We start from the raw sequence: 22348 nt of genomic DNA on the forward strand, positions 1-22348 counted from the left end.
CGTTTTTCCGGAGCTCGTTTTCTCAGGGTCCGGGTTCAAGCCTGCAGAGCCTCCAGGACGGTTTTTTTCATGAGTTCGGCCGGAGGTTCGACTCCTGTCCAGAGTCTGAAAGCTTCTGCCCCCTGGTAGACTAGCATTAAAACCCCACTTACGGTTTTTGCCCCAGCAGCCTTTGCTTCTCTTAACAGCTTGGTCTCAAGCGGGTTATAGACGATATCAAAAACAGCAAGGCCGCTGTGAAGTTCTTCTGCTGTCGCAATCGTTGCCCCCGTGTTCGGGTGCATTCCGAGAGTTGTGGTATTGATCAGGATATCTGCATCCCGCAGCAGTTCTTTTAGCCCTGAAAGCCCGGTCCCGCTTATTTTTCCCGGGAGGGACGCAGCTGCGACATCTTTTGCAAGTTCAACTGCCCTTTCTTCGGTCCGGTTTATTACGGTAATCTCGGCACCGTCGGCTGCAAGCTGGAAAGCAACAGCCCTTGCTGCTCCTCCTGCCCCTGCGACCACCACTTTAGACCCCCTTATTTCCACTGCAGCATCGAGAAGAGCTTGCCTTGCTCCGAGTCCGTCGGTATTGTATCCCCGGATTTCTCCTGTTTCTTTGAAAACTACGGTATTTACTGCTCCGATTCTCTCGGCAAGGGAGTCAGGCCTGATGAAATCCAGTTTCAGAGCTTCTTCTTTTAACGGGACTGTCAGGTTAAGCCCTCCGAATCCCATGGCTTCGGCTCCGAGGATTGCTTTTCCCAGTTTTTCCGGCCTGACTCTGAAAGCATGATAAACGCAGTCCATGCCAAGGGCTGAAAACGCTGCATTATGCATGGCAGGGGAGAGGGAATGACCTATAGGGTCTCCAAATACGCCAAAAACTCGCTTCATTTTAACATTTCCATTATCTTCTTTACTTCGTCTACCGGAAGCTGGCCCGGGGCCGCGGCTGCATCGCTTTCCACCGATGCGTATGTCAGGACAGAACCATAAAGAGGGGCAACAACTCTCGTGTGTTTTCCTGACCTGCCCATCGCAATGGTGCATACGGCTTTTTCTGCATTTTTGAAGTCCAGCGTAACTCTCAGCAGGTTAAGAACGTCTTCCATTGACCGGGGCATCACTGCAAGTTTGGCGATATCTGCCCCTGCAAGAAACATTTCTGTAAGAGTTGCTTTCATTTCCTGTGGAGAAGGAGTTTTTGAAAAGTCGTGGGAAGAAACGATTGCGGTCTTTCCGTGATCTTTAGCCGCTCTTATAACTTTATCTCGTTCTTCCCTGCTGGCAGAGAGTTCTATATCAACAGCATCAGGCCCATCTTCAAGGGAAAGGAGGGCTGCCAGAAGCCCTGTTCTGTCTTCCTCTTTGCCTTCCCATTTTCCTCCTTCTTCCCCGGAACGGTTGGTAACGAGTACTGGAATCCCGGTTTCGGATTTTATTTCCCTTATTATTCCTGCAGCTCTCTCCGGGTCCCTGATCCCCAGCAAATCCAGCCGGATTTCAAGGATATCAGCCCCTTTTTCAACTGCCTTTTTTGAAGTTTCAAGGGGCTTTTCAAGGATTACTGCAACAACTGCAGCTTTTTTTTCAAGGTCAAAGGGGCCTATTTGTGTCATTGGTCGCTCCGGGGGTCAAGGAATCTGGCTATGAACCTGTCTATGGATTTTATTGGATCTGATTACGGATCTGATTACGGATCTGATTACGGATCTGGTCACGAATAGGCTGTTACTCAGTTCTCTCAGGTTCACTTCTCTATAATCGTTTCTTCAATTTTTTTGCCGAAATGCCTGGCTCCTTCCTCGAGGCGGACCAGGACCTCATCTCCTTTCTTGAGTTTTGCAACCGAGATCGGGTTTCCGTCTTTTCCGACAAGTTTGATGGTTTCGGCGTTTTGCAGGATTGCGGTTAAAGTCCTGTCTCTGACTTTTGCTTCTATCAGCATGAGAGGGCGGCTTTCGATCTTGACTCTCCCAACTATGCCTTCCCGCTGTTTTCCTTTCGAGTCTACAATAGTTACAGCATCTCCGGCCCGGAGTTCCGAAAGATAGCGGGTTTTATCCCCTATTTTGATGTAAGAGTGAACCGCACCTGCATTTACTCTGAAGGGGCGGGCTGCCACGTAAGGGCTGTCATCGGATTCCGAGTTTACCAGGAACATCCCGCTTGCCTGCGAACCTATGAGCATGCCTTCTCCGCGCTGCATGAGGTTGCATGTGTCCACGCAGACCCGGTCTCCCATTCCGAGGGGCTCTACCCTGGTTACAACAGCAGCTTCAAGTTCGGCACTTTCGCTTTCCAGTTCTCTTGCAGCCTTGATCGTATCTTTTATTTCCTGGGGATTTCCGCTGTCAAGAAGGACTCCGTCAGCTCCCGTTTCAAGGGTCTGGAAGGCGAGTCTTGCTTCTTCTGCGCTTTTTACTCCGAAAATAATCTTTACTTTCTGGCGCTGGAGGTCAGCTATCAGGTTCTCGAGAGGGATGACTTTCCAGTCGGTGCCTGTAACCAGCAGATAATCGCAGATTTTTCCCATTTCGGCTGCGAAGCGTTCGTAGTGTTTGTCCTTTATGATGACATATCCGCCTACGGTTACACCTTTATCCATGAGCAGGGTTGCTGCGTTTATATCAAAAGAACCCGGAATTTCCTGGGGCAGGGGTTTTGTCCCGTCACCTTCCCCTCTCTTTCCCACGACCACGATGTCAGCTCCGGACTTGTTGTCACGGGCAAAGGCTGCTACTGTAATGTTTCCCAGTTCCCGGACCTTTCCCACGTCTCCCGGGTTTACAAGTACACAGTCGGCTCCGGATTCCAGGCCTGTCGTGATCCTATCTTTCTGTTCTTCCCATCCGCCTTCATCGGCTTTTATCCAGACGCTTTTCTTTTTCAAAGGCTTTCAACCCCGTTCGTAAATTCTGTATTTTACTCCGATCTTTAATCCGGTATTTTTCGTTTTTTGTTTTTTTACTTAGGGCTTAGTTTTGCTTTCAATATTCCTGTTATTTTAACTGCTCCAGAGCTTCTTCCACAGGTCTTCTGTGGTGCACGATTTCGCAGATAGCCCGGGTCAGCCTTACAGGGTCCCGGTGCTGGAATACGTTTCTTCCAATTGCAGCTCCTCTTGCTCCGGCTTCCATTGCCCCGTCAATCATTTCAAGAAGTTCCCGGTCGGTTGAGGTTTTCGGCCCGCCTGCAATTACTACAGGTACGGGGCACCCCCTTACCACGTCTCTGAAACTGTCAGGATCTCCGGTGTAGACGGTTTTTACAACGTCAGCTCCGAGTTCGGCTCCAATCCTTGCAGCATGTGCCACATTAACAGGGTCGTGGGGGTTTGTGATCTTTTTGCCTCTGGGGTACATCATGGCAAGAAGAGGCATTCCCCATTCCGTACAGTCCCTGGAGATTTTTCCGAGCATTTCGAGCTGGTCGGCTTCCGTATTGGAACCAACATTGATGTGCATGGAAACTGCATCAGCTCCCATTTTTATCACTTCTTCAACGGTACAGACCTGCACCTTGGCATTGGGGTCAGGGCTCAGAACGGAAGAGGCACTGATATGCACAATAAGCCCTATATCATGGCCGTATCCTCTGTGTCCGTACTTGACCATGCCTTTCTGCATGAGAACTGCGTTTGCTCCTCCTTCGGCAACCCTATTAACTGTGTCGGTAATGTTGATAAGCCCTTCAATAGGTCCGTCGGAGATCCCATGGTCCATAGGAATGATGACCATGTTTCTGCTTTCCCGATTCATCAGCCTTTCTATACGTATTTTCTTTCCAATTTCTGACATCGTGGTTCCCCTAAATTCTGAATTGGTTTACTCCATCAGTGATTTTTATTAATTGTATTATGATCTTCTCTGGTGTGCTAGTGTGTCACATACTAGCATGCAACTTATATTTAAACTTATCCAAGCCCTGATCCGGGCTCTTTTTTCGAGCTACTACGGATTTAGGTAGTAATTACGGACTAGCAGGTAAACGTTGAACTAATATGTACATCTATGTACTATAATGTTCAGTTCTTAAAGGTTTCTCTTTTTTGACAGTTGTGGTTCGATGGGCATTCATGATCCCAATTTTGGGATTGTTGCCCTGACACATAACCTATTTTTTGAGGCAGCTACATGGGCACATCAATAAGTCCGGGAATAGCGGATTTGAAGCGTAAGAAAGAAGTGAAGCAAAACCGGAGAGATACAAGAATTAAAATAGGATAACATGAGCTAATAGAATAAGTTTGCAGCTAAGAAGCATTTCACATCTATAAACAGGAACGGAAGGAACTATGAGAGAATTAAAAATCCTTGTTGTAAATAATTACGGACAATTTTGCCACCTTATCCACAGGGCCGTCCGGGACCTTGACATGGATTCAAAAATTATTCCTAATGTAACCCCTATAGAGGACATTCTGGCAGAAGAGCCTGACGGCCTGATCCTGAGCGGAGGCCCGGAGATGGAAAGGGCAGGCCTCTGTTTTGACTATGTCCGGGAAATCGATATCCCTATTCTGGGAATCTGCCTCGGACATCAGGCAATTGCCCTTGCTTACGGGGGACACGTCCATGCAGGGAAAAAAGGCGGGTATGCCGAGATTGAAATCGAGGTCATCGAAGAAGACGACATACTCAGGGGCCTTGGCCCAAAAACAACCGTGTGGGCTTCCCATGCCGATGAGGTTGCTATTCTTCCTGAAGGTTTTATCCATCTTGCCCGCTCAGATATCTGCGAGATCGAAGCCATGCGCCATCCTACAAAACCGATTTATGGCGTTCAGTGGCATCCTGAGGTTTCCCACACAAAGAAGGGAGAAGAGCTGTTGACGAACTTCTTTGAGGTCTGTGACAAGTATTGATCTGGTCATTGATCATTAAAACAGGTTCTAAAAACGATAGAAAAGAGAACCTGGGGATTATTACATCCCCATTTTCTTCTTCATCATTTTCTGAATATTGAATTTTCCGCCTCTGAAGCCTTTCAGAGCTGTCTGCATGGTTTTATGGTACTTCAGAAGCTCTCTTACTTCTTCGGGGCTGCAGCCCGAACCCCTTGAGATCCTCTTAATCCTTGAACCACCTATGAGCTTGGGGTCTGTCATTTCCTCTTCTGTCATCGAGTCCATGATGACTTTGTAGTTTTTCATTTTGTCACTGGTAGCCTGGAACATTTCATCCGAGAACTTCGTGCCTCCCATTCCTCCCATGCCCATCGGGAGCATGGACATGATCTGCTTCAGAGGCCCCATCTTGTTCATTGCTTCGAGCTGCTTGTACATGTCCTTAAGGGTGAAACGTCCCTGCATCAGGGCTTCGACATTTACGTCTTCTTCACTCAGGCTCTCCTCTGCCTTTTCCATCAGGCTCTTGAGGTCTCCCATCCCGAGCAGCCTTGAGATAAACCTGTCAGCTTCGAACTTTTCAAAGTCTTCCGGGGTTTCCCCAACTCCGATAAAAGCTATCGGAGCCTTCGTTTCGGAAACGGCTGAAAGGGCTCCACCACCTTTTGCTGTCCCGTCCAGTTTTGTGATGATAACTCCTGTGATCCCCACAGAGTCGTTAAAAGCATGTGCCTGCTGGCTTGCCTGCTGCCCTATGCCTGCATCCAGAACCATGAACTTGTGATCGGGTTTTGCAACAGCATGGATCCTTTCCATTTCTTCTATCAGGTCGGCTTCAAGGGCATGCCTGCCTGCAGTATCCACTATTTTTATATCGTATTTCTCAAGCGCTTTAAGCCCGTGTCTGGTAATCTCGACAGCATCGGGATTTCCTTCTTCTCCGTAAAAACCCACATTTAGTTTTTCAGAGAGAGTCTTGAGCTGGTGGTAAGCTCCGGGCCTGAAGGTATCTGCGGCAACAACGCCTGCTTTAAGCCCTTTTCTCTGGAAATACCGGGCAAGTTTTGCAGCACTTGTGGTTTTTCCGCTTCCCTGCAGTCCGACCATCATGATAGTCTGAGGTTTGAGCTGGATCTCGGCTCCTTTCCCGATGATATCCATTAATTCCTGATACACAATGCGGATTACATGCTCCCTCGGATTCATGCCCGCAGGAGGATCTTCTTTCAGTGCACGCTCTTTGATTCTCTGGGACATCCCCATGACAAGTTTTACGTTAACATCGGCCTGGAGCAAAGCCCTCTGAATGTCCTTTACTACTTCATTGACCGTACGCTCATCAATTCTTCCCGCGCCGATCAGTTTCTTGAGTGCCCCCTGTAAGGAGTCTCCTAGTTTTTCCATTACCATATAAGAATCGTCCTGCTTAATTTTGAGGATGGATAAAAGAATATTAAATTCCAAAGAGTTTAAGTTCCGTTTATTAGCTGTGCAAGAGGTTGCTTTTTTTCGCTCTTATTTTTTCTTTATATAAGAAGGTGATCTTTTTTGAATTTGTTTTAACCCTGTATAAGAAAGCGATCTTTACTTAATAAGCCTTTGAGCTTCTGATGCTTGAAAAAGGTATGATCGAATGTATAAGATAATTTGGATAGGATTGAGGTTAGACAGGATTCAGGTAGGATTTGAGTTGTTCAGATAGGATTTGAGTTGTTTAAGTAGGATTTAAGTTGTTTAGGTAGGATTTGAGTTTTCTGGATATTAATGGGTGCCCGGATATAAAAAATAGAGGTACGAAAGAATAGAGGTACGATCAAAACCCGAGATAATACAAATTGTCCGGTGCGGAAAGGGCACCAATCTCTAAAAGATCTTTTATAGCGGGGGATGGATTCGAACCATCGGTCTACGGGTTATGAGCCCGTCGGGATCTCCTGGCTACCCCACCCCGCTACAATGTTAATAGATTGAATAGGCTGGTAAAGGGAACTGATCTGAAAAAAGTTTTTTATAGCGGGGGATGGATTCGAACCATCGGTCTACGGGTTATGAGCCCGTCGGGATCTCCTGGCTACCCCACCCCGCTACAGTGTTTTATTGATCAGGCCACTTTGCCAGGGACAGCTATCAGAACATACTAACGATAGTTTATATACTTTTCGCTCGGCTCTCTCTTCTCCGGCATTAAGAAAGTTAAACTCTTACCAGAAGAACTCCTCAACTTCCTTATAATTTTCTCAGGTTTCTTCTCCTATCTCTTCAAGTCTCCCGGCGATCCCTGATTAAAGGGAAAGAGACTTAAAAAGAGTTTTTTTCACGTATATTTAATTCTGCTTTTATCGCATCCCCGCAGATTTATCCCATTTTTACTTTCTGGCTTTTCTCTTCTTCGTTGTGGGAAAGACCGCTCTCCTGCGTCTCTCTATTTTTCCGTCGTTTTTAAGTTAGTCCTCTTAAGCGAAGCTCCCGATTTTTACCTACAAATTAGTCTGCTTGAGCGCAGCTCACTACTATATCCCAAAATTAGCCCTCTTGAGCGAAGCGAAAAGGGCAGCGTACTGCAGAGCCGCAACTCTGCCGAAACAGACCTCGTTCTCCCTAAGCGAAATTCGGGAAGGACAGCGCACTGCAGAGCCGCAACTCTGCTGGTGCAACTCGAGCGAGGGAATATATTATATCTGAAACCCTAAATAATATTATGACAAAATGTCTCTTCTGCGGAACTTACTGTGAAGTGAAATGTGGAATTTACTGCGAAAGCTATCCCGGAAGCCCGGAAGAAAAAGAACACAAGGAAGATGTAAATATACTCGGGTGTACCCAGATAGGCACGTCGCATATCTGCGATAATTGTCTCAAAGATTTAAAACAGGCTCTCGGGATTCCGTGAACCCGCTGGAAAATAGGTTGTCTCTGGCAGGAATTAAAATTTTCATGCCCCTTGCTCTCTTATTTGAGAGAATGTAAAAAAGGGAAGTGAGGCATGAAAAGCGGAAATTCGGTTCAGGCCACTTCAACATTAAGTGTAAATTCATCTTCAGTGCCAGTTTCGTTTTCCCAGGATCTTTTATATATCGCTGTTACCAGCTGGTTTCCCTCGGAATCGGCTTTAATTTCCCAGAGACGAACTCCTCCGGCACCAAGGAGAGGTTGTTCACTTTCTTCGGACTCCGGCGGATAGTAATTGCCCGAAACCAGACTGAGTCCCTGGCTCAGGTTAAGTTCCCAGGAATAGCCCGTGGTAGGGTTTTCTTTAAGTCTCAGGTAAAAAGTTTCTCCTTCTTTGAGGCTTATAGTTGTTCCATTGCTAGCTTCGGTTATTACCTGCTGTTCCGGCGGCACGGCGTTGGGAATTTCATCTAAGGTGTTATCAACTGCAAGTTCGAACGATCCGTTTACTCCGTTGACGTTTACGGTATAATTTCCGGCGCTGAGACCCTGGACTTCAAGAGGGATCGTTTCCGTAAAGCTCTCTATAGCCTGGGTACAGATTGCTTCTTTCGGGCGCTTCGTCGTAATACTGATGTTGAAGGTATTTCCTTCCGTTTCAGTCTTTATCTCATCAATCTCAGTGCACCCGTCAGGCAGGTAACCTTCTGCTATCACGTGTATCTGCACGGGGAAAGATTCCAGAATCAGAATGTCGATATTTTCAACATTTGCCACACCATATATGTATTCTTCAGTGTTGGTATTCTGGCTCTCGTTTGCTGGACTTTCTGTCTGGTTATCCGTATTGTTCTGTCCGTTGTCAACACAGCCGGAAAGAGTAATTGTAAAGAGCACGAGCAGGATTGCCACCAGTTTCAGAGTTCTCAAAGAACCGTTATTTGCTTTGCTTTTCATCTGTCTCCATCTCGCTTCTTCGGATTTATATATGGAAGGATAAGCCTGTTCGAATTTATCCTTTGCTAAAGCTTCGATTTTGTCCGTAGCTTTAACAATAAGTTTATTACAAAGGGAGCGCGGAGGGTCACGAATACCCCGCCCTTCAGGTCGGGGATGAAGTGAACCCTCGCCTCTTTTTGTTTTCGATTTAAATATCTTCATCGTTGCTTCTTTGTAAAATGATCGGAAATCGAACAGGGTCTCTATAGCAGAGTTTCAATAACTTGGATCAAGGAAACCTTGTTAAAGAACACTGTAAATCTTTCTGAGTAACCGGGCGTGCGGCCCGAAGCATACCCATCCTTTAGGGTGGGGTGGCCGCACGCAATTTGATTTTTCTCTGTTTTAATTAAAAATGATTCTTCAATTCAAAAATTTTAGACAACATTTATTTTCAACTTTGCTCAATAATTATCTGATTACATCATTTATTTCTGGACGTTCATACATATGTTTAAATACTCGCTTCTTCCAGTATAAATAGCTCTGGAGCTATTCTAATAACGAATAATCTTTAGATATTCATAAACGACAACAATCGGTGAAGTTAAAAAATTAAATTCAATTTTCCATCTTGTATAAAAAAATATTTCAGTTCTGGATTCAATTCTGTAAATCTTTTTGAATAAACAGGAAAATTTCGAAACTCGGTTTAACAGCGTTAATTCTTAATATTTTAATATTGTATGAACCACATCCCCGGGCTTTAAAATGAATTATTTGTTCAAACAGAATCTAAATAATATGTGGAACTGGCACTCAGGGAGACTTTCAATTTGAGCTCGCAAAAAATAGCTAAAATCGGTGCAAAGTGCAGGTTGAAAGAAGAGTTTAAAGAAGTATCTGTAGTGGGTTCTACTTTTATCCGGTGTCAGTTGAAATCTCGGGTGGGATTTGATTGAGGGTTGTGGTCATCACCCAGGGTATCCCGCAAGTTCTGCAGGCAATTATAGAATCAAAACACAAAGTTGTGGGAATTGTTGATTGTGCCCCGGCAAACGAGCCAAATAAATTTCTCAAAGCAGCAGGAAGGTTTCTGACCAGTATTCACTATTCGCTTACCTCAAATCCTGTAAGCTTAAAACTTTTTTCCAGAAAAATGCAGATTCCTTATTATTATCTCAGAAAAGGGGACAGTAAGGATCTGGAAAAATGGGTCCGGCGTGTGGAACCTGATCTTATCGTTGTATTTTCGATGTCTCACCTGTTGAAAGAAAATATCTTCAACATTCCTTTATACGGTACTGTTAACATTCATTATTCGTACCTTCCGGAGTACAGGGGACCGAATCCGCTGTTCTGGGAGTATTATGATTATAGACTTGATCTCGGGGTTACCCTGCACTACGTGGATAAGGGGGAAGATACAGGGGATATCATCTGCCAGGAACGTGTCTTTATAAGCCCTGGGGAGAAACTTGAAGCAACCGGTCAAAAATTAGCCTACGCAGGGATTAAACTGCTCAGTGAGACAATGAAGGCTCTTGAAAATGGGAGTGTTGGGCTTAAAAAGCAGCCAATTTCCGCTCCTACGCCGAGGGCCAGAAAAATCAAACCCGAAGAATATAATAAGCTGATAAAGTGGGAAGACTGGGGTGTCGAGAGGGTCTTTCACTTTTTAAACGGGACTCCGAAGTATCATCCCACCCTGTTGAAGAAAAGCAGTCTGTACAGGCTGGTGTTCAGTGTCAGGATTCTTGATTACAAAAAATGCAGTACTTCCGGATATAAAGTCGGAAACCTCTACAAAGAAAAATCGGGATATTTCTTAGCTTGCAGAGACGGAATAATTCATGTTGAGATGAAACCTTCTCTTGATAACTTCTTTGCCATGATTTATCCCTTAATTTCCTGAGCCTGTTCTTTATAATAGAGAATGAGGTCTTCAGCCCATTTCATAGGAGCAGGTTCAAAACTTACGATACTCTCCTGGTCATAGGCTCCTTTCCATGTAAGGAAATCAGCTATCATGAAATGTTCGGTTTTTGTCAGCATGGCTATTTTTACTTCGTCGTCGCAAACAAAAAGCCGTTTCTTCTCCTGTTTCAGGTAAAGTTTCAGTTCTTTTTCAAAGTCGTTTTTCAGTCTTTCATGAATTCTTTTTGTTACTATAAGGGTAATTTCGGCATCTTTATCCCCAGTCCTCAGAAACGTCTCCGGAAATACCGGATGGAATATCGAATACAGAGAAAGTATATTTTTTGATTTTTCCATATTTTCCAGAAACACTGGGTGAGTCTCGAAAAATTTATCGGTGTCGGGTTTTACAAGAGAATACGGTTTTAATTCGTTAAGCCTTTCAAGAAAGGCTGGAGATAAACCGCTCAGATCCCGCTCCTGCCAGAAATCTTTATGTTCCTCGATAACTTCAAGAATGTCGAGCAAAGGTTGCATTTTTTCAACAAGAATTTCTGCCAGAGGGGTAAGCCTGTATTCCCTCTCATCCTGCAAAACCAGAGACTCCTCCTTTAATTTTTTGATTTGAGGGAGCATCCCTGTAGGGGTAACATTAAGAATATCAGTAATTTCTTCTATTGTCTTCCCACCGTCTTTGAGAAGGATCAAAAGATCCTTTCTTTTCTGAGACATAAAGAGCAGGTCTGTCAGCATTTTATCCATTGTTCTCACTTTCAAGACTCAATTTTCTACGGGAAACTTATTTTAGGTTCTTCCTGCTTTTTGAAAGCTCTTCTGAACCCTTTATTTTTCGGGAACAGTGATAGAAGGCCTTTAATTTAAAGACCTTTTGAAATAGTATTTTAACCGCGTCTAATTACGCCTGTAGTGTTTTTAAATTTGTTTTTGAAGCATTTCTTTTTTAGTCTTTTTCTGAACTATTTTTTTACAAGATAAGAAAACTTAAAGTTATGGTCTGAATTATATATTCTCGAAGGTGGGGCTCTGACCTGAGGGCTCCTGAAACAAGAAATCTCATGACCAATGCAACAGGCTTCGGATCCTGGAGGGTTTTACATAAAATCGTTTAGATGTGTGCTTACGAACTGGGATTACATTTACAACCTGTGCCGAAACATTTCAAGAGACATCAAAAACTCGGAGTATGAACCGGACGTTATTATCGCGCTTGCCAGAGGAGGCTGGTTTGCAGGACGCGTGCTGTGCGATTTCCTGGGGCTTGATGACCTATCAAGCCTTAAAATCGAGCATTACACAGGAACTGCAGCTATCGACACCGGTGAGCCCTATATCCGATACCCTCTCCCAGCCGATGTAATCAAAGGCAAAAAAGTGCTTATCGTAGATGATATTGTGGATACAGGGGGAAGTATGATCAGTGCTAAAGCTTACGTAGAAGACAGGAACCCCAGAGAAGTCCGAACCGCTTCCTTACAATACCTGGGAAGCTCGAAAATTGACCCTGATTATGTGGGAGAGCGGCTTGAAGACTGGGCATGGATTGTCTACCCCTGGAATTTTATGGAAGACATGATAAGTATTCTGGCAAAGAACATGAGAAAGGATCCTGAAAAACTCTGGAGCCTTGAAGATCTTAAACATAGTCTTTATGTAAACCATGCCCTTGACCCGGTAGTTTTTGAAATTACCCAGCCAGGCAGGCTTCCGGAAGTTCTGGAAGAGATGGATCGAACCCGTAGAACCAGTTCTCAGGTTGTTGACGGGAAGAAGCGCTGGAAGCTTCTATAAATTTATTGCGTGTTTGTGTCTCTACAGGTCTCGTCCCTGCATGGAAGGACGTCTCCGTCAATCCCGGAAGCAGGTTTTGCCAGCAGTCCGTATCAGCAGTTTGCATATCAGGGTTATTGGAGAACCGGAAAAGCCAGAAAAAGAGAATTGAGAACATTCTTTCTTCCGAAGGCGGAGGTTTGCAGCCGGTAAGGGTGAAAAGCCCTGAAAGGGTGAAAAGCCCTGAAGTTGAAGGCGAATCTTTCGTTAAAGTTACTAAATAAAAAAAACTGTAAATACAAATATACATATTTATTAAAGGTATTTATTTAAGATACCATTTAACGTATACTAATATAAGTTCAATCCCATAATGTGTCAATCCAATAAGGTGTCAATCCTGTAAGAGAAAATCTCATCGTCTATTAAGATACCTTTTAAATTGCCCATTTGAAAATCAATTTAATCCAATATATCCGATCGAGCTATTACTGTACGATCATAAAACTTGCAGCAATTAAGTCTTATTATTGATTACCGGTGAACTCATGCCCCATAGATGTACCAGATGCGGAACTATTTTTGAAGACGGGGATTCTGTAATCCTTAGCGGCTGCCCCAACTGCGGCTGGAATAAGTTCCTCTATGTGAAAAAAGAGCCAGAAGGTTTGGAAAACCAGGGACGGCCTGCTCTTGAAGAACAAAAACTGGATCTAGAAGCCTCTCTTGATGAGGTTGTCAGGAATATTGATGAGGCCCTCGCATCAGGAGAAGAAAACGGGGAGCAGCAATCAGAAAATGAAAGCAAAACTGATGAAGAGAGAGTGGAATCTGTGAGGATTCTCGGTCCCGGCTCTTATGAACTTAATCTGGATTCCCTTTTAGAGCGAAAAGAACTTGTTATGGCAATCAGAGAGGAAGGTTCATATGCACTCCATTTGCCCTCTGTTTTTAACCAGCAGAAGGAAAGACAAAAAGAAAAATCTAAGCCAAAAAAACAGAAATAATTCATATTTTTACTTTTTTTGTCAGGTTTCCTATTTTAAATCCGGCTTCGGGGCTCTTTAACTGTCCTTCATTATATACTTTTTCAGTACAACTTCCCATTTTTCAGTATAACTTTCTATAATTGTTTTTCTTTTCTTGTGAAGTTCTTATTTTTTTTATTTACGTTATAGTGTCAATGTACAAAAGATTGAAATAAAAGAACAAAGTTCTTCTAGGAAGAGTGCAGATTTATATTTGGTTGGAGAGTTCGTTATTTGTCTTCTCCGGGTTGGGGGATTCGAATGAAAGTAAATAGTACAATAATAGTACTTGCAGCCTTCCTGGCTCTGGCTGCTTTTCCAGCATTTCTTGTTTTAGCTGACGGCAATAGCAAAGCTGAAACTTCCGAAGATTCTGGAACACAGCTTAATGAAATTGCTTATGATGACAGTTCCTTCAGGGCAATTTCAGGAATCCCTGGAAATAATATCATTCAGAAGGTTGAGGTTCAGGATAGTTCATTTGAGTCCCAGGGGTACTGGGACGGGTTTGAAACAGTTACAATAGATGTTCAGGAATTCGAGAATGCCGCTACAAATGGGAATGTGCATCTCAGGTTACTAGAGAAAGATTTTGAAATAGAAATCGAGGATATTTCCAGACTTAATGGAGGGAAATCTTATCGTTATTCGGGGTACGTTAAAGGAATACCTGACAGTAGGGCAACTTTCTATGTATGCGGAGAACTATTTAGCGGCTCCGTGGAATTTGAAGACCTGATGTACAATATTGCGGTAACCTCTGAGAAATATAATGGAAAAACTGTTCATACCGTATTTGTAATGGACTGGAAAAAAGATCGGGAGAGGTTGGTGCGTTCATTGAATCCTCTGAGGCTCATTTTCATCTCCGGTTCAGCAGGAAGTTTTTTAGAAATTGAGGATGGTGAGGTCGATGAGTACTGTATATTTGAAGAAATAGAGTCCGAAAGATGTTCTTTAGAGATTCCAGAGACCTGCAAGGAGTTTGAAACCGTAACTGCAAACACTCAAAAGTTCAGGGAAGCTGCTTCAAACGGAACTTCGGATCTAAGCCTGATGGGGCAGCATTTCGAGCTGAAGCTGAAAGAGACCAGAACTCTCAACTCCCAGACGATTTATGCTGGATACATTATCGGAGAGCCGCAAAGCAGCGCAGTTTTTGCGGTAGGTAACGACACAATTAACGGCTGGATTAACGTAGACTTTTGCACACTTTCCTATGGAATTATGGCTATGGACGAGAAGTACGATGGAAAAGTCGTTCATCTTGTGTGTAAATATAGCAAAGGTACTGAAGAGAAATTAGATCAGGAATTTTCTTCAGGTCCTTTGCAGTTCTTCTTTATAAATGACGATAATGAAACGCATGAAATCGGTATTGAAATCCTTGACTTCTATAATGAGTCAATATTCCACGAGACCTATTCTTTGAGTCCGGGTACGGAAATCTCTTCTCCTGAGCTTGGTGTGGAGCCTGGAATTTACAGATATGAGATTACTCTGGACAGCAATTTTGCCTTCGAACAGGAAGTAAGGGCTGACCATGTTTCCGAGTCCGACTCCTCTGAAAAACTGCATATCTACCTCATCGACCACCCGGAGTATCCGCTGGCGGCCGGGATTGAATCTACCTGAGGGAGGTTAATACATATGCAGGAAAAATCAAAAAGTGTAATTGGAGTCGTTATTGCTCTGGCAGTATTATATTATGCCCTTCCTCTATTCTATGAGACTTTTAATTATTATCCTCCCATGAAAGAGGATATGCCCCACGGGAGGACCGTACAGGTATGGAGCACTCTTACGAATCAAAGAGTAACTCTTAACGCTGATATTCCCTCAATACCCGTAAATCAGCTTCCGTTATATCAGGGGAAATCTTCCTCAAACGCCTTTAATGTCAGTTTCATTAACTCCAGCAAGTCTTATAATGAAGGGTCTAATAATACCGGACTCCCCGGGGAAATATATTTCCTTGTCTCGGATAATGAGATTACAGAAAGCGGATTTAACTTAACCTCAAGTGCTGCAGACCCGGAACCCCTGCAAATAATAAGTTTCCAAACAGTGGATTTCAATGACCCCGGCAAATACATAATCCAGCAGGTAAGAAACAGGAACTTCGTCACTCAGAAAGGCAATCTGCCGATGTTTTCCCTGGGGAGGACCAGGATCACTGACGTCAAATTTGTTTATTTCAACGGTTTTGATACTTATCCTTACAGATATGAAGGTCAGACCACATATTACCCTGCCTGGGAAATCAAGGTTGAAACCTCAAATTACGGGGATGAGGTTTTGCTGATCAGAGCATTTTAATGACCTTATAGTAAGCATATCTAGTACTTTATATCCATTATATCTTGTTTTTCGGATCAGGGGGATCTTATTCCTGTTTTCTTTGCACGATTATTGTTGCTATCCCAGCAATAGCTACTGTCATAAAACAGCCGATGAACGGCATCCTTCTTGACCGCGTCCCCGGACCCTTTCCCATTTCCTGTGAACTGATTTCAGGTGTGCTGAGTTCGCTGGAGCCTATGAGAGTCTCGTCGGAACTGACCAGAACTTCCCCCAGCAGATTTGAATCCATTCTATTACCTTCAAGCTCATTATTGCGGCTGGCTTCCGCAAGAAAAATCCCGTATTTTCCGTTTGAACACACAGAATTATTTTTCAGTGTGTTGTTGTCGCCTGAAATACCGATATAGATGCCGTAAGCAGTGTTACTTGAGACGGTGTTGTTGCTCAGGATATTATCACCTGAGCCTCCCCATTCAAAAATAGCGTCATCGTCTATTTCGGTTCCTTTGTTCCGGAGCTGAATCCCGTTTGCATTATTCAGGTTTACAACGTTGTTATGGAGAAGATTATAGTCACAGTCCATCAGGCTGATCCCGTGGTTTGCGTTATTCGAAGCATTATTGTCGTTTAATGTGTTGTTGTTTGAGTAAAGTAAAAAGACTCCATCCATTCCATTAAAGTTTATAGTATTGTTTCTCAGGGTATTGTTCTTCGAAAATCCAATTTCGATTCCGTTTCTTTTATTCGAATTTACTATGTTACTGCTTATTGCATTGTCATCGGAGGATTCGATACCTATTCCGTATTTATCGTTATTCAATATGGTATTGTTCCTTATCGTATTGTTATTTCCCTGGACTTCAATGCCTATTGTGTTTTCGAAGACTGTGTTTCCATCTACCCTGTTATCGTAGGAAGAATAAATTATGACGATTCCTGCGATATTGCCTGATAAATTATTGCTCATTATCGTGTTGTGGTCCGAAGATCTGAGTATAATCCCGGCATCATTGTTCTTCGGAAGCTTGTTATTGATAAGGGTGTTATTGCTGGAATCGATTAAGAGAATGCCTTCCCTGTTGTTTGAGATGTAGTTATTATCAATTATGCAGTTCTTTGTCTCCTCAAGATAAATCCCATATTTATAGTTCCCCGGAGTTCCCGAGGCATCTTTTATTTCAAATCCTCTAATTGTTACGTTATCCGAAGCAACTTTGAAAACATGCTCTTTTTGAGTGGCAGCCAGGACGATGGTATCTTCCGGACTTCCGGAGTTTGATATGATTCTTAACTCCCTATCGACGACAAGATTCTCTTTATAAGTGCCGGGATAAACTAGAATCGTGTCTCCGGGATTTGCATTATTTATTGCTTTCCGTATTGATTCGTAATCTCCTTCCCCGCCATTGTTCACTGTAATGGTATCTGCCGATGCTGGACCCGCAAGTGCCAGAAAAAAGAATCCAATGAATAGATACATTTTGACTTTCATGTATAGGTTTAGATCCAACCGAATCCTCCGTCCAGTATCCGTTACAGTTTAAATCAGTTTCTTACGTTATTTGCTTATTGTGGTCTTTTTGTCTTCGTCTTTTGTTTTCATCTTTTTGTCCTCGTCTTTTGTCTTCATCTTTTTGCCCTCATCTTTTCCTTTTTCTTTTTCAGCATTTTTCACGCAAACTGATATCATCAGCAAACTTTATATATTATTATTGCTAACTAATGGTTACTAACTATTACATACGCGCAATAGTTAGCATCTGGTCAGGGGATTTCGGGCAGGGACTTCCTGTAACTCCTGCTATACAGGTTCTTGAAATCTCTTACTTGAGATTCGGATCTTAGGGGAGAAACACTTCAAACAAACCGTAGAAAGAACCTGAGCCGCTATTAAACCCATGTCAAATATATTAATGTATATATTATAATAACTCTTGCAAAAATATATAAAATACGAAATTCAAAACTTATCGCCAATATACACCATAAAATTTCAATAATTACCAGAGGGGAAAAACATGGACCCAGCAAAACTACTTGACATCCTGGGGAATGAAAACCGCAGGAAGATAATTCAGCTTCTTGCAAATCGCCCCTGCTATGTCAGTGAAATTTCAGGCAGGCTGGGGGTAGGACCAAAGGCGATTATCAGTCATCTGAGCCTGTTAGAACAGGCAGGGCTGATTGAGTGCAGTGTGGATGAGCAGAGGCGCAAGTACTTCAATATTGCAAATAACATGAGACTTGAGGTGGCAGTATCGCCTTATTCCTATACGATGTCCCTTCAGGACATTAATTTTGACAGGGAGAAAAAAGGGGAAAGATCTGCTGTCGAAAAAAAAGAAACTGCTGCCAGAGATGAATCCTCCTGCTTCTTCCTGAAACTGAGCAACAGGCTCCAGGAACTTAAAGCGAGGCAGGAAGAACTTGTGCAGATGCAGAAACAACTACAGGTTGAATATACGGAACTGATGGACAGATGTCTGGACTCGATCGAAGAGGTTGCCAGAAACCCTGTAGAATGCGAGCTCCTGTTCGAACTTCTGAAAAACGAAGCTACAGCAGCTGTCCTCTGTTATAACCTGCGCCTTCACCCGAGCATTATAACCTCTAACCTTATGGACCTTGCAGAAAGGGGTTTTGTTGAATACACAATTAAAAATAACCAGCAGTACTGGAGAATATGTGAGACCGGGGTTGAAAATAAATGACTGAAGAAATGAATCTGAGAGTAGCTGAGGCTTATCATAAAGATGTGGGCAGAGGAATTGCAAGAATTGATACCCGTCTGATGCAGGAAATGGGTCTTGTGAGCGGAGATATTATCGAAATCTCAGGCAGATCCAAGACTTATGCAATTGTCTGGCCTAACGTCGAGCGCGGGCAGGAGAACAGGATCAGAATAGACGGAAATCTGCGCAGCAATGCAAAGGTCGGAATTGATGACAGAGTTACTATCCAGAAGGTCCAGGCAAAACATGCGCAAAGGGTCACACTTGCTCCATCCCAGCCTGTCAGACTTGTGGGCGGAGCCCATTACATCCTGAGGATAATTGAGGGCAGACCTCTGAACAAAGGTCAGCAGATCAGGGTTGAAACCGTAAATAATCCCCTGACTTTCGTTGTGGCATCCACAAGGCCTGCAGGGCCGGTCGTTGTCACCAAAGACACTGAAATTGTTATCAAGGAAAAATCAATCGAAGAAATCAAGACTCCGGAAGGGATCTCGTATGAGGACATCGGGGGGCTCAGGCGTGAACTCCAGCTCGTCAGGGAAATGATCGAGTTGCCAATGAGACACCCTGAACTCTTCCAGAAGTTGGGAATCGAGCCTCCTAAAGGGGTTCTGCTTCACGGGCCGCCGGGAACGGGTAAGACCATGATTGCAAAGGCGGTCGCAAGCGAGACCGATGCCAATTTCATCACAATCAGCGGCCCTGAAATCGTTTCCAAATATTACGGAGAAAGTGAACAGAAGCTCCGGGAGATCTTCGAAGAAGCTGAGAAAGATGCACCTTCCATCATCTTCATAGACGAAATTGACTCCATTGCTCCCAAACGCGGTGAAGTCACCGGAGAAATGGAAAGAAGGGTGGTAGCCCAGCTCCTCTCCCTGATGGACGGGCTCAAGTCCAGGGGTGAAGTCGTTGTCATAGCTGCCACAAACCGCCCGAATTCCATTGACGAGGCTCTTCGCCGCGGCGGAAGGTTTGACAGGGAAATTGAAATCGGAATTCCTGACCGGAACGGCAGGAGACAGATCCTCCTGATCCACACCAGAGGCATGCCTCTTGAAGATGAAGTGAGCCTTGGCGAGATCGCGGATGTGACCCATGGTTTTGTGGGAGCTGACCTGTCCTCTCTCTGTAAGGAAGCTGCGATGCATGCCCTCAGAAGGATCACCCCTGAAATCGATATCGAAGAGGAGATCCCACAGGAAATCATTGACAATCTGGTGGTTACGAAGGAAGACTTCAGAGAAGCCCTGAAGAATATTGAGCCTTCAGCCATGAGAGAAGTCTATGTCGAAGTTCCGCATGTGGGCTGGGACGATATCGGCGGACTTGAAAAAGCAAAACAGGAGCTTATCGAGTCCGTGGAATGGCCTCTCAAATATCCCGAAATGTTCAAAGTAGTCAGTATAAAGCCTCCGAGAGGTGTACTGCTCTTCGGACCCCCGGGTACGGGGAAGACTCTGCTTGCAAAAGCTGTTGCAAGTGAGAGTGAAGCCAACTTTATAAGTATAAAGGGACCCGAACTTCTCAGTAAATATGTGGGTGAATCCGAGCGTGCAATCAGGGAGACATTCAGGAAAGCAAAGCAAGCTGCACCGACTGTAGTTTTCTTTGATGAAATCGACTCCATTGCTCCTGAAAGAAGCTCTGTTTCCGACACCCACGTCTCCGAAAGGGTGGTAAGCCAGATCCTGACAGAACTTGACGGGGTAGAGGAACTCAAGGACGTGATCATAGTTGCTGCTACAAACCGGCCGGATATGGTAGACCCTGCCCTCCTCAGACCCGGGCGCTTTGACAGGCTCATTTACATCAAGCCTCCCGGAAAAGAAGGCAGGGAGAAGATCTTTGAGATCCACACAAAAGGAAAACCCCTTTCAGAAGATGTAAAACTCTCCGAACTTGCTGAAATGACCGAAGGGTATGTGGGTGCGGATATCGAAGGCATCTGCAGGGAAGCGGCAATGCTAGCCCTCAGGGAAATAGTTACTCCGGGCACTGACCGGAAGAGCGTTCAGGAAAGGGCCGGAGATGTTCGCCTTTCAAAAAAGCACTTCGAAAGGGCAATTCGCCGTGTAAAGCCCACGACGTCCAGAGAAACTCTTAGAGCCTATGAAAAGAGTGCCGAACTCTTTGCCAGGTATGCAACCGAGTTTGAGGAAGAATCTGCCGAAGCAAAAGAGGAGGAAAAGGAAAAAGAGGGAAAAGAAGTTCCAGGAAAAGAAATCCCGGTTTTTCCGAAAGCTGAATGAGGCTTTGCCTGAAATGCCGGTAAATTCCGGCCTTTTTAATTTTTGTGAAAAAATTCCCACTTAAATTAATAGCCTTACTGATCTGAGCAGTACTCACCTGAGTAGCACTCACTTAAGAAACTCAAGACGCATAACTTAATAATGATGTGATGAGATGGACAGAGACAGGAGAAAAAAAAGTTTTTTCGATGAAATATTCGGAATTGATCCCCTGAAGGATATGGAAGAAATGTTCGAGCGCCTTAGCAGTGATATGGGCATGAGCATGGATAACTTCGGGCAACATCCCTTTGTGTACGGTTTTTCCGTAACCCAGCGTCCCGGAGAAGATCCTGAAATCCGGGAATTCGGGAATATCCCGATGTTTGAGCAGACGGAAACCGGAGAAAAACGTTATCTTGACATAAGAAAACCCCTTATTGATGTACTGGAAACCGAGGAAAAGATCCATGTGATTGCCGAGATGCCGGGCATCGAGAAAGAAAATATTCAACTGAACGCAACTGATTTAATACTTGACATCGAAACATTAGATGGGAATCCAAAATATTCCGAACGTGTTGAACTGCCAGTAAAGGTAGACCCTCAGAGCGCGAAAGCCACATATAAAAACGGTGTTCTGGAAGTCACCTTTCAGAGGCTGGAGTCAAGTTCTCGAACTTCAATCGATATCGACTGATCTTCGGGAGCGTGAGGAAAATAAGAGGTAATAATGGTGGGCATAAGAAAAAGAAAGGATTTCTTTGAAGATTTCGGATCTGAACTTTTTGACAACCTGGAAGAAATGATCGAAGCCCTCCTGGAAGAGATGGGAGAGTCCGTTCCCTTTGTTTACGGATTTTCTATCATTCACCGCCCGGGGGAGGACCCAGAACTCCGGGAATTCGGAAACATTCCGGAATACCCTCAAAAAGAAGAGAACTTCTTTCCCTCAGAAACAAAAGAACCCTTAATTGACATCTTTGAAAATGAGGATATGGTGCACGTACTTGCAGAGTTCCCGGAGATTGAAAAGGAAGATCTCCTGCTGCATGCTACAGGTCAGCACCTTGAAATAAAAGTCCTCGGGTTTTCCGAATATACGGAAGACGTGGATCTCCCTGTCCGGGTGGACCCGAAAAGCGCAAAAGCAAATTACAAAAATGGAGTGCTTGAGGTTACCTTCAGGCGCTGTCCTGAAGAGAGCCCTGTAGAAATAGAGATCAATTAACTTAACCGAACAGATAGAGGACCGTGTTTCAGGGGGAGGGACAGGAAGCAAAAGCCTGAACCCTGACAAATATGCTGGGTGCAGAACCAGCTATATGGAAGAATTATATTGTTTTTCTTCTCTATTACAGAAGAGAAAATAATTCCGAACTTTTTTATCAACAAACTTGTATTTACTGACATTTTGCAGGTTACTGACATTGCAGGTTACTGACATTTTGCAGATTACTGACATTTTTACGGGTTTTTGTGTTCAACCCTGTACCTTTTTAACTCAACAAAAGCAATTTTGGGTTAGTCTTCCTTTTACGGGGGGTCTGGTGTTTTAATGTGCTCCGATAGCTTTTCAATTTTCATTCTTTTATCGAGAACTCAATTCCTGAAAATATTTCTTGAATATTTTTCTCTCACAGTTTAAAAACGGAAGGTTTCGAAGAATTATGTTAAATATACT

General features: G+C 43.9%; 20 protein-coding genes and 2 tRNA genes. 12 read left to right on the forward strand and 10 right to left on the reverse strand.

The genetic code is table 11. The features are described 5' to 3' along the window. Window positions 1–35 precede the first annotated feature (35 nt). The 4 genes from ACSAZL_RS20905 to ACSAZL_RS20920 form a co-directional block, all read right to left on the reverse strand. Complete coding sequence (locus ACSAZL_RS20905) at window positions 36–878, reverse strand: shikimate dehydrogenase (protein WP_440946469.1); 843 nt, start codon at window positions 876–878, stop codon at window positions 36–38. After that, the gene (gene aroD / locus ACSAZL_RS20910; RefSeq protein ID WP_440946470.1) at window positions 875–1603 is read right to left on the reverse strand and encodes a type I 3-dehydroquinate dehydratase; all 729 of its coding nucleotides are present in this window, start codon (window positions 1601–1603) and stop codon (window positions 875–877) included. The genes ACSAZL_RS20905 and aroD overlap by 4 nt, the downstream gene beginning before the upstream one ends. Before the next feature lie 131 nt (window positions 1604–1734). Continuing rightward, window positions 1735–2877, reverse strand: a complete 1143-nt coding sequence (locus ACSAZL_RS20915; protein ID WP_440946471.1) for a 3-dehydroquinate synthase II — start codon at window positions 2875–2877, stop codon at window positions 1735–1737. Between the two features lie 109 nt (window positions 2878–2986). Continuing rightward, entirely contained in the window at window positions 2987–3784 is a 798-nt protein-coding gene (locus ACSAZL_RS20920) for a 2-amino-3,7-dideoxy-D-threo-hept-6-ulosonate synthase (protein WP_440946472.1), read from the reverse strand. 497 nt (window positions 3785–4281) lie between these two features. On the opposite strand from ACSAZL_RS20920, the gene ACSAZL_RS20925 reads away from it, so the two are divergent. Beyond that, window positions 4282–4851, forward strand: coding sequence for a GMP synthase subunit A (locus tag ACSAZL_RS20925; protein WP_440946473.1), 570 nt, complete (start codon window positions 4282–4284; stop codon window positions 4849–4851). Between the two features lie 60 nt (window positions 4852–4911). Here ACSAZL_RS20925 and ACSAZL_RS20930 read toward each other — a convergent pair whose 3' ends face one another. The 3 genes from ACSAZL_RS20930 to ACSAZL_RS20940 form a co-directional block, all read right to left on the reverse strand. Next, window positions 4912–6243 carry a signal recognition particle protein Srp54 gene (locus tag ACSAZL_RS20930; protein WP_440946474.1) on the reverse strand — a complete coding sequence of 444 codons (1332 nt, stop codon included), beginning with the start codon at window positions 6241–6243 and terminating at the stop codon, window positions 4912–4914. Window positions 6244–6711: 468 nt separating this feature from the next. Beyond that, a tRNA-Met gene (locus ACSAZL_RS20935) sits at window positions 6712–6786 on the reverse strand. A 58-nt stretch (window positions 6787–6844) separates the two neighbouring features. Beyond that, window positions 6845–6919 (reverse strand) — tRNA-Met (locus ACSAZL_RS20940). Window positions 6920–7531: 612 nt separating this feature from the next. On the opposite strand from ACSAZL_RS20940, the gene ACSAZL_RS20945 reads away from it, so the two are divergent. Further along, entirely contained in the window at window positions 7532–7723 is a 192-nt protein-coding gene (locus ACSAZL_RS20945; RefSeq protein ID WP_440946475.1) for a hypothetical protein, read from the forward strand. Window positions 7724–7836: 113 nt separating this feature from the next. Here the strand turns inward: ACSAZL_RS20945 and ACSAZL_RS20950 are convergent, their stop codons facing one another. Then, window positions 7837–8883, reverse strand: a complete 1047-nt coding sequence (locus tag ACSAZL_RS20950; RefSeq protein WP_440946476.1) for a protease inhibitor I42 family protein — start codon at window positions 8881–8883, stop codon at window positions 7837–7839. A gap of 745 nt (window positions 8884–9628) precedes the next feature. Between ACSAZL_RS20950 and ACSAZL_RS20955 the strand changes: the two genes are divergently transcribed. After that, complete coding sequence (locus tag ACSAZL_RS20955) at window positions 9629–10576, forward strand: methionyl-tRNA formyltransferase (RefSeq protein WP_440948928.1); 948 nt, start codon at window positions 9629–9631, stop codon at window positions 10574–10576. Here ACSAZL_RS20955 and ACSAZL_RS20960 read toward each other — a convergent pair. Then, complete coding sequence (locus ACSAZL_RS20960; RefSeq protein WP_440948929.1) at window positions 10558–11349, reverse strand: helix-turn-helix transcriptional regulator; 792 nt, start codon at window positions 11347–11349, stop codon at window positions 10558–10560. The two genes, ACSAZL_RS20955 and ACSAZL_RS20960, sit on opposite strands and share 19 nt — an antisense overlap. A gap of 312 nt (window positions 11350–11661) precedes the next feature. Between ACSAZL_RS20960 and ACSAZL_RS20965 the strand changes: the two genes are divergently transcribed. From ACSAZL_RS20965 to ACSAZL_RS20985, 5 genes are all read left to right on the forward strand, one after another. Beyond that, window positions 11662–12387, forward strand: coding sequence for a phosphoribosyltransferase (locus ACSAZL_RS20965; protein ID WP_440946477.1), 726 nt, complete (start codon window positions 11662–11664; stop codon window positions 12385–12387). A 5-nt stretch (window positions 12388–12392) separates the two neighbouring features. Next, window positions 12393–12650 (forward strand): hypothetical protein, encoded by a 258-nt coding sequence (locus ACSAZL_RS20970; protein WP_440946478.1) that lies wholly within the window; start codon window positions 12393–12395, stop codon window positions 12648–12650. A gap of 264 nt (window positions 12651–12914) precedes the next feature. Beyond that, entirely contained in the window at window positions 12915–13373 is a 459-nt protein-coding gene (locus tag ACSAZL_RS20975; protein ID WP_440946479.1) for a Zn-ribbon domain-containing protein, read from the forward strand. A 282-nt stretch (window positions 13374–13655) separates the two neighbouring features. Beyond that, the gene (locus tag ACSAZL_RS20980; protein WP_440946480.1) at window positions 13656–15029 is read left to right on the forward strand and encodes a hypothetical protein; all 1374 of its coding nucleotides are present in this window, start codon (window positions 13656–13658) and stop codon (window positions 15027–15029) included. A gap of 15 nt (window positions 15030–15044) precedes the next feature. Next, on the forward strand, window positions 15045–15713 hold the full coding sequence (locus tag ACSAZL_RS20985; RefSeq protein WP_440946481.1) for a hypothetical protein: 669 nt from the start codon (window positions 15045–15047) through the stop codon (window positions 15711–15713). 67 nt (window positions 15714–15780) lie between these two features. On the opposite strand, the gene ACSAZL_RS20990 is transcribed toward ACSAZL_RS20985, so the two are convergent. Then, the gene (locus tag ACSAZL_RS20990; protein WP_440946482.1) at window positions 15781–17208 is read right to left on the reverse strand and encodes a right-handed parallel beta-helix repeat-containing protein; all 1428 of its coding nucleotides are present in this window, start codon (window positions 17206–17208) and stop codon (window positions 15781–15783) included. Window positions 17209–17716: 508 nt separating this feature from the next. Here ACSAZL_RS20990 and ACSAZL_RS20995 point away from each other — a divergent pair. From ACSAZL_RS20995 to ACSAZL_RS21010, 4 genes are all read left to right on the forward strand, one after another. Beyond that, the gene (locus ACSAZL_RS20995) at window positions 17717–18409 is read left to right on the forward strand and encodes an ArsR/SmtB family transcription factor (protein ID WP_440946483.1); all 693 of its coding nucleotides are present in this window, start codon (window positions 17717–17719) and stop codon (window positions 18407–18409) included. After that, entirely contained in the window at window positions 18406–20685 is a 2280-nt protein-coding gene (locus tag ACSAZL_RS21000; protein ID WP_440946484.1) for a CDC48 family AAA ATPase, read from the forward strand. Before ACSAZL_RS20995 ends, ACSAZL_RS21000 begins: the two co-directional genes overlap by 4 nt. A 154-nt stretch (window positions 20686–20839) precedes the next feature. Then, complete coding sequence (gene hsp20, locus ACSAZL_RS21005; protein ID WP_440946485.1) at window positions 20840–21364, forward strand: archaeal heat shock protein Hsp20; 525 nt, start codon at window positions 20840–20842, stop codon at window positions 21362–21364. A gap of 33 nt (window positions 21365–21397) precedes the next feature. Further along, entirely contained in the window at window positions 21398–21895 is a 498-nt protein-coding gene (locus ACSAZL_RS21010; protein WP_440946486.1) for an Hsp20/alpha crystallin family protein, read from the forward strand. Window positions 21896–22348: the final 453 nt, after the last annotated feature.

Source organism: Methanosarcina mangrovi (assembly GCF_052057765.1).
GTDB lineage: Archaea > Halobacteriota > Methanosarcinia > Methanosarcinales > Methanosarcinaceae > Methanosarcina.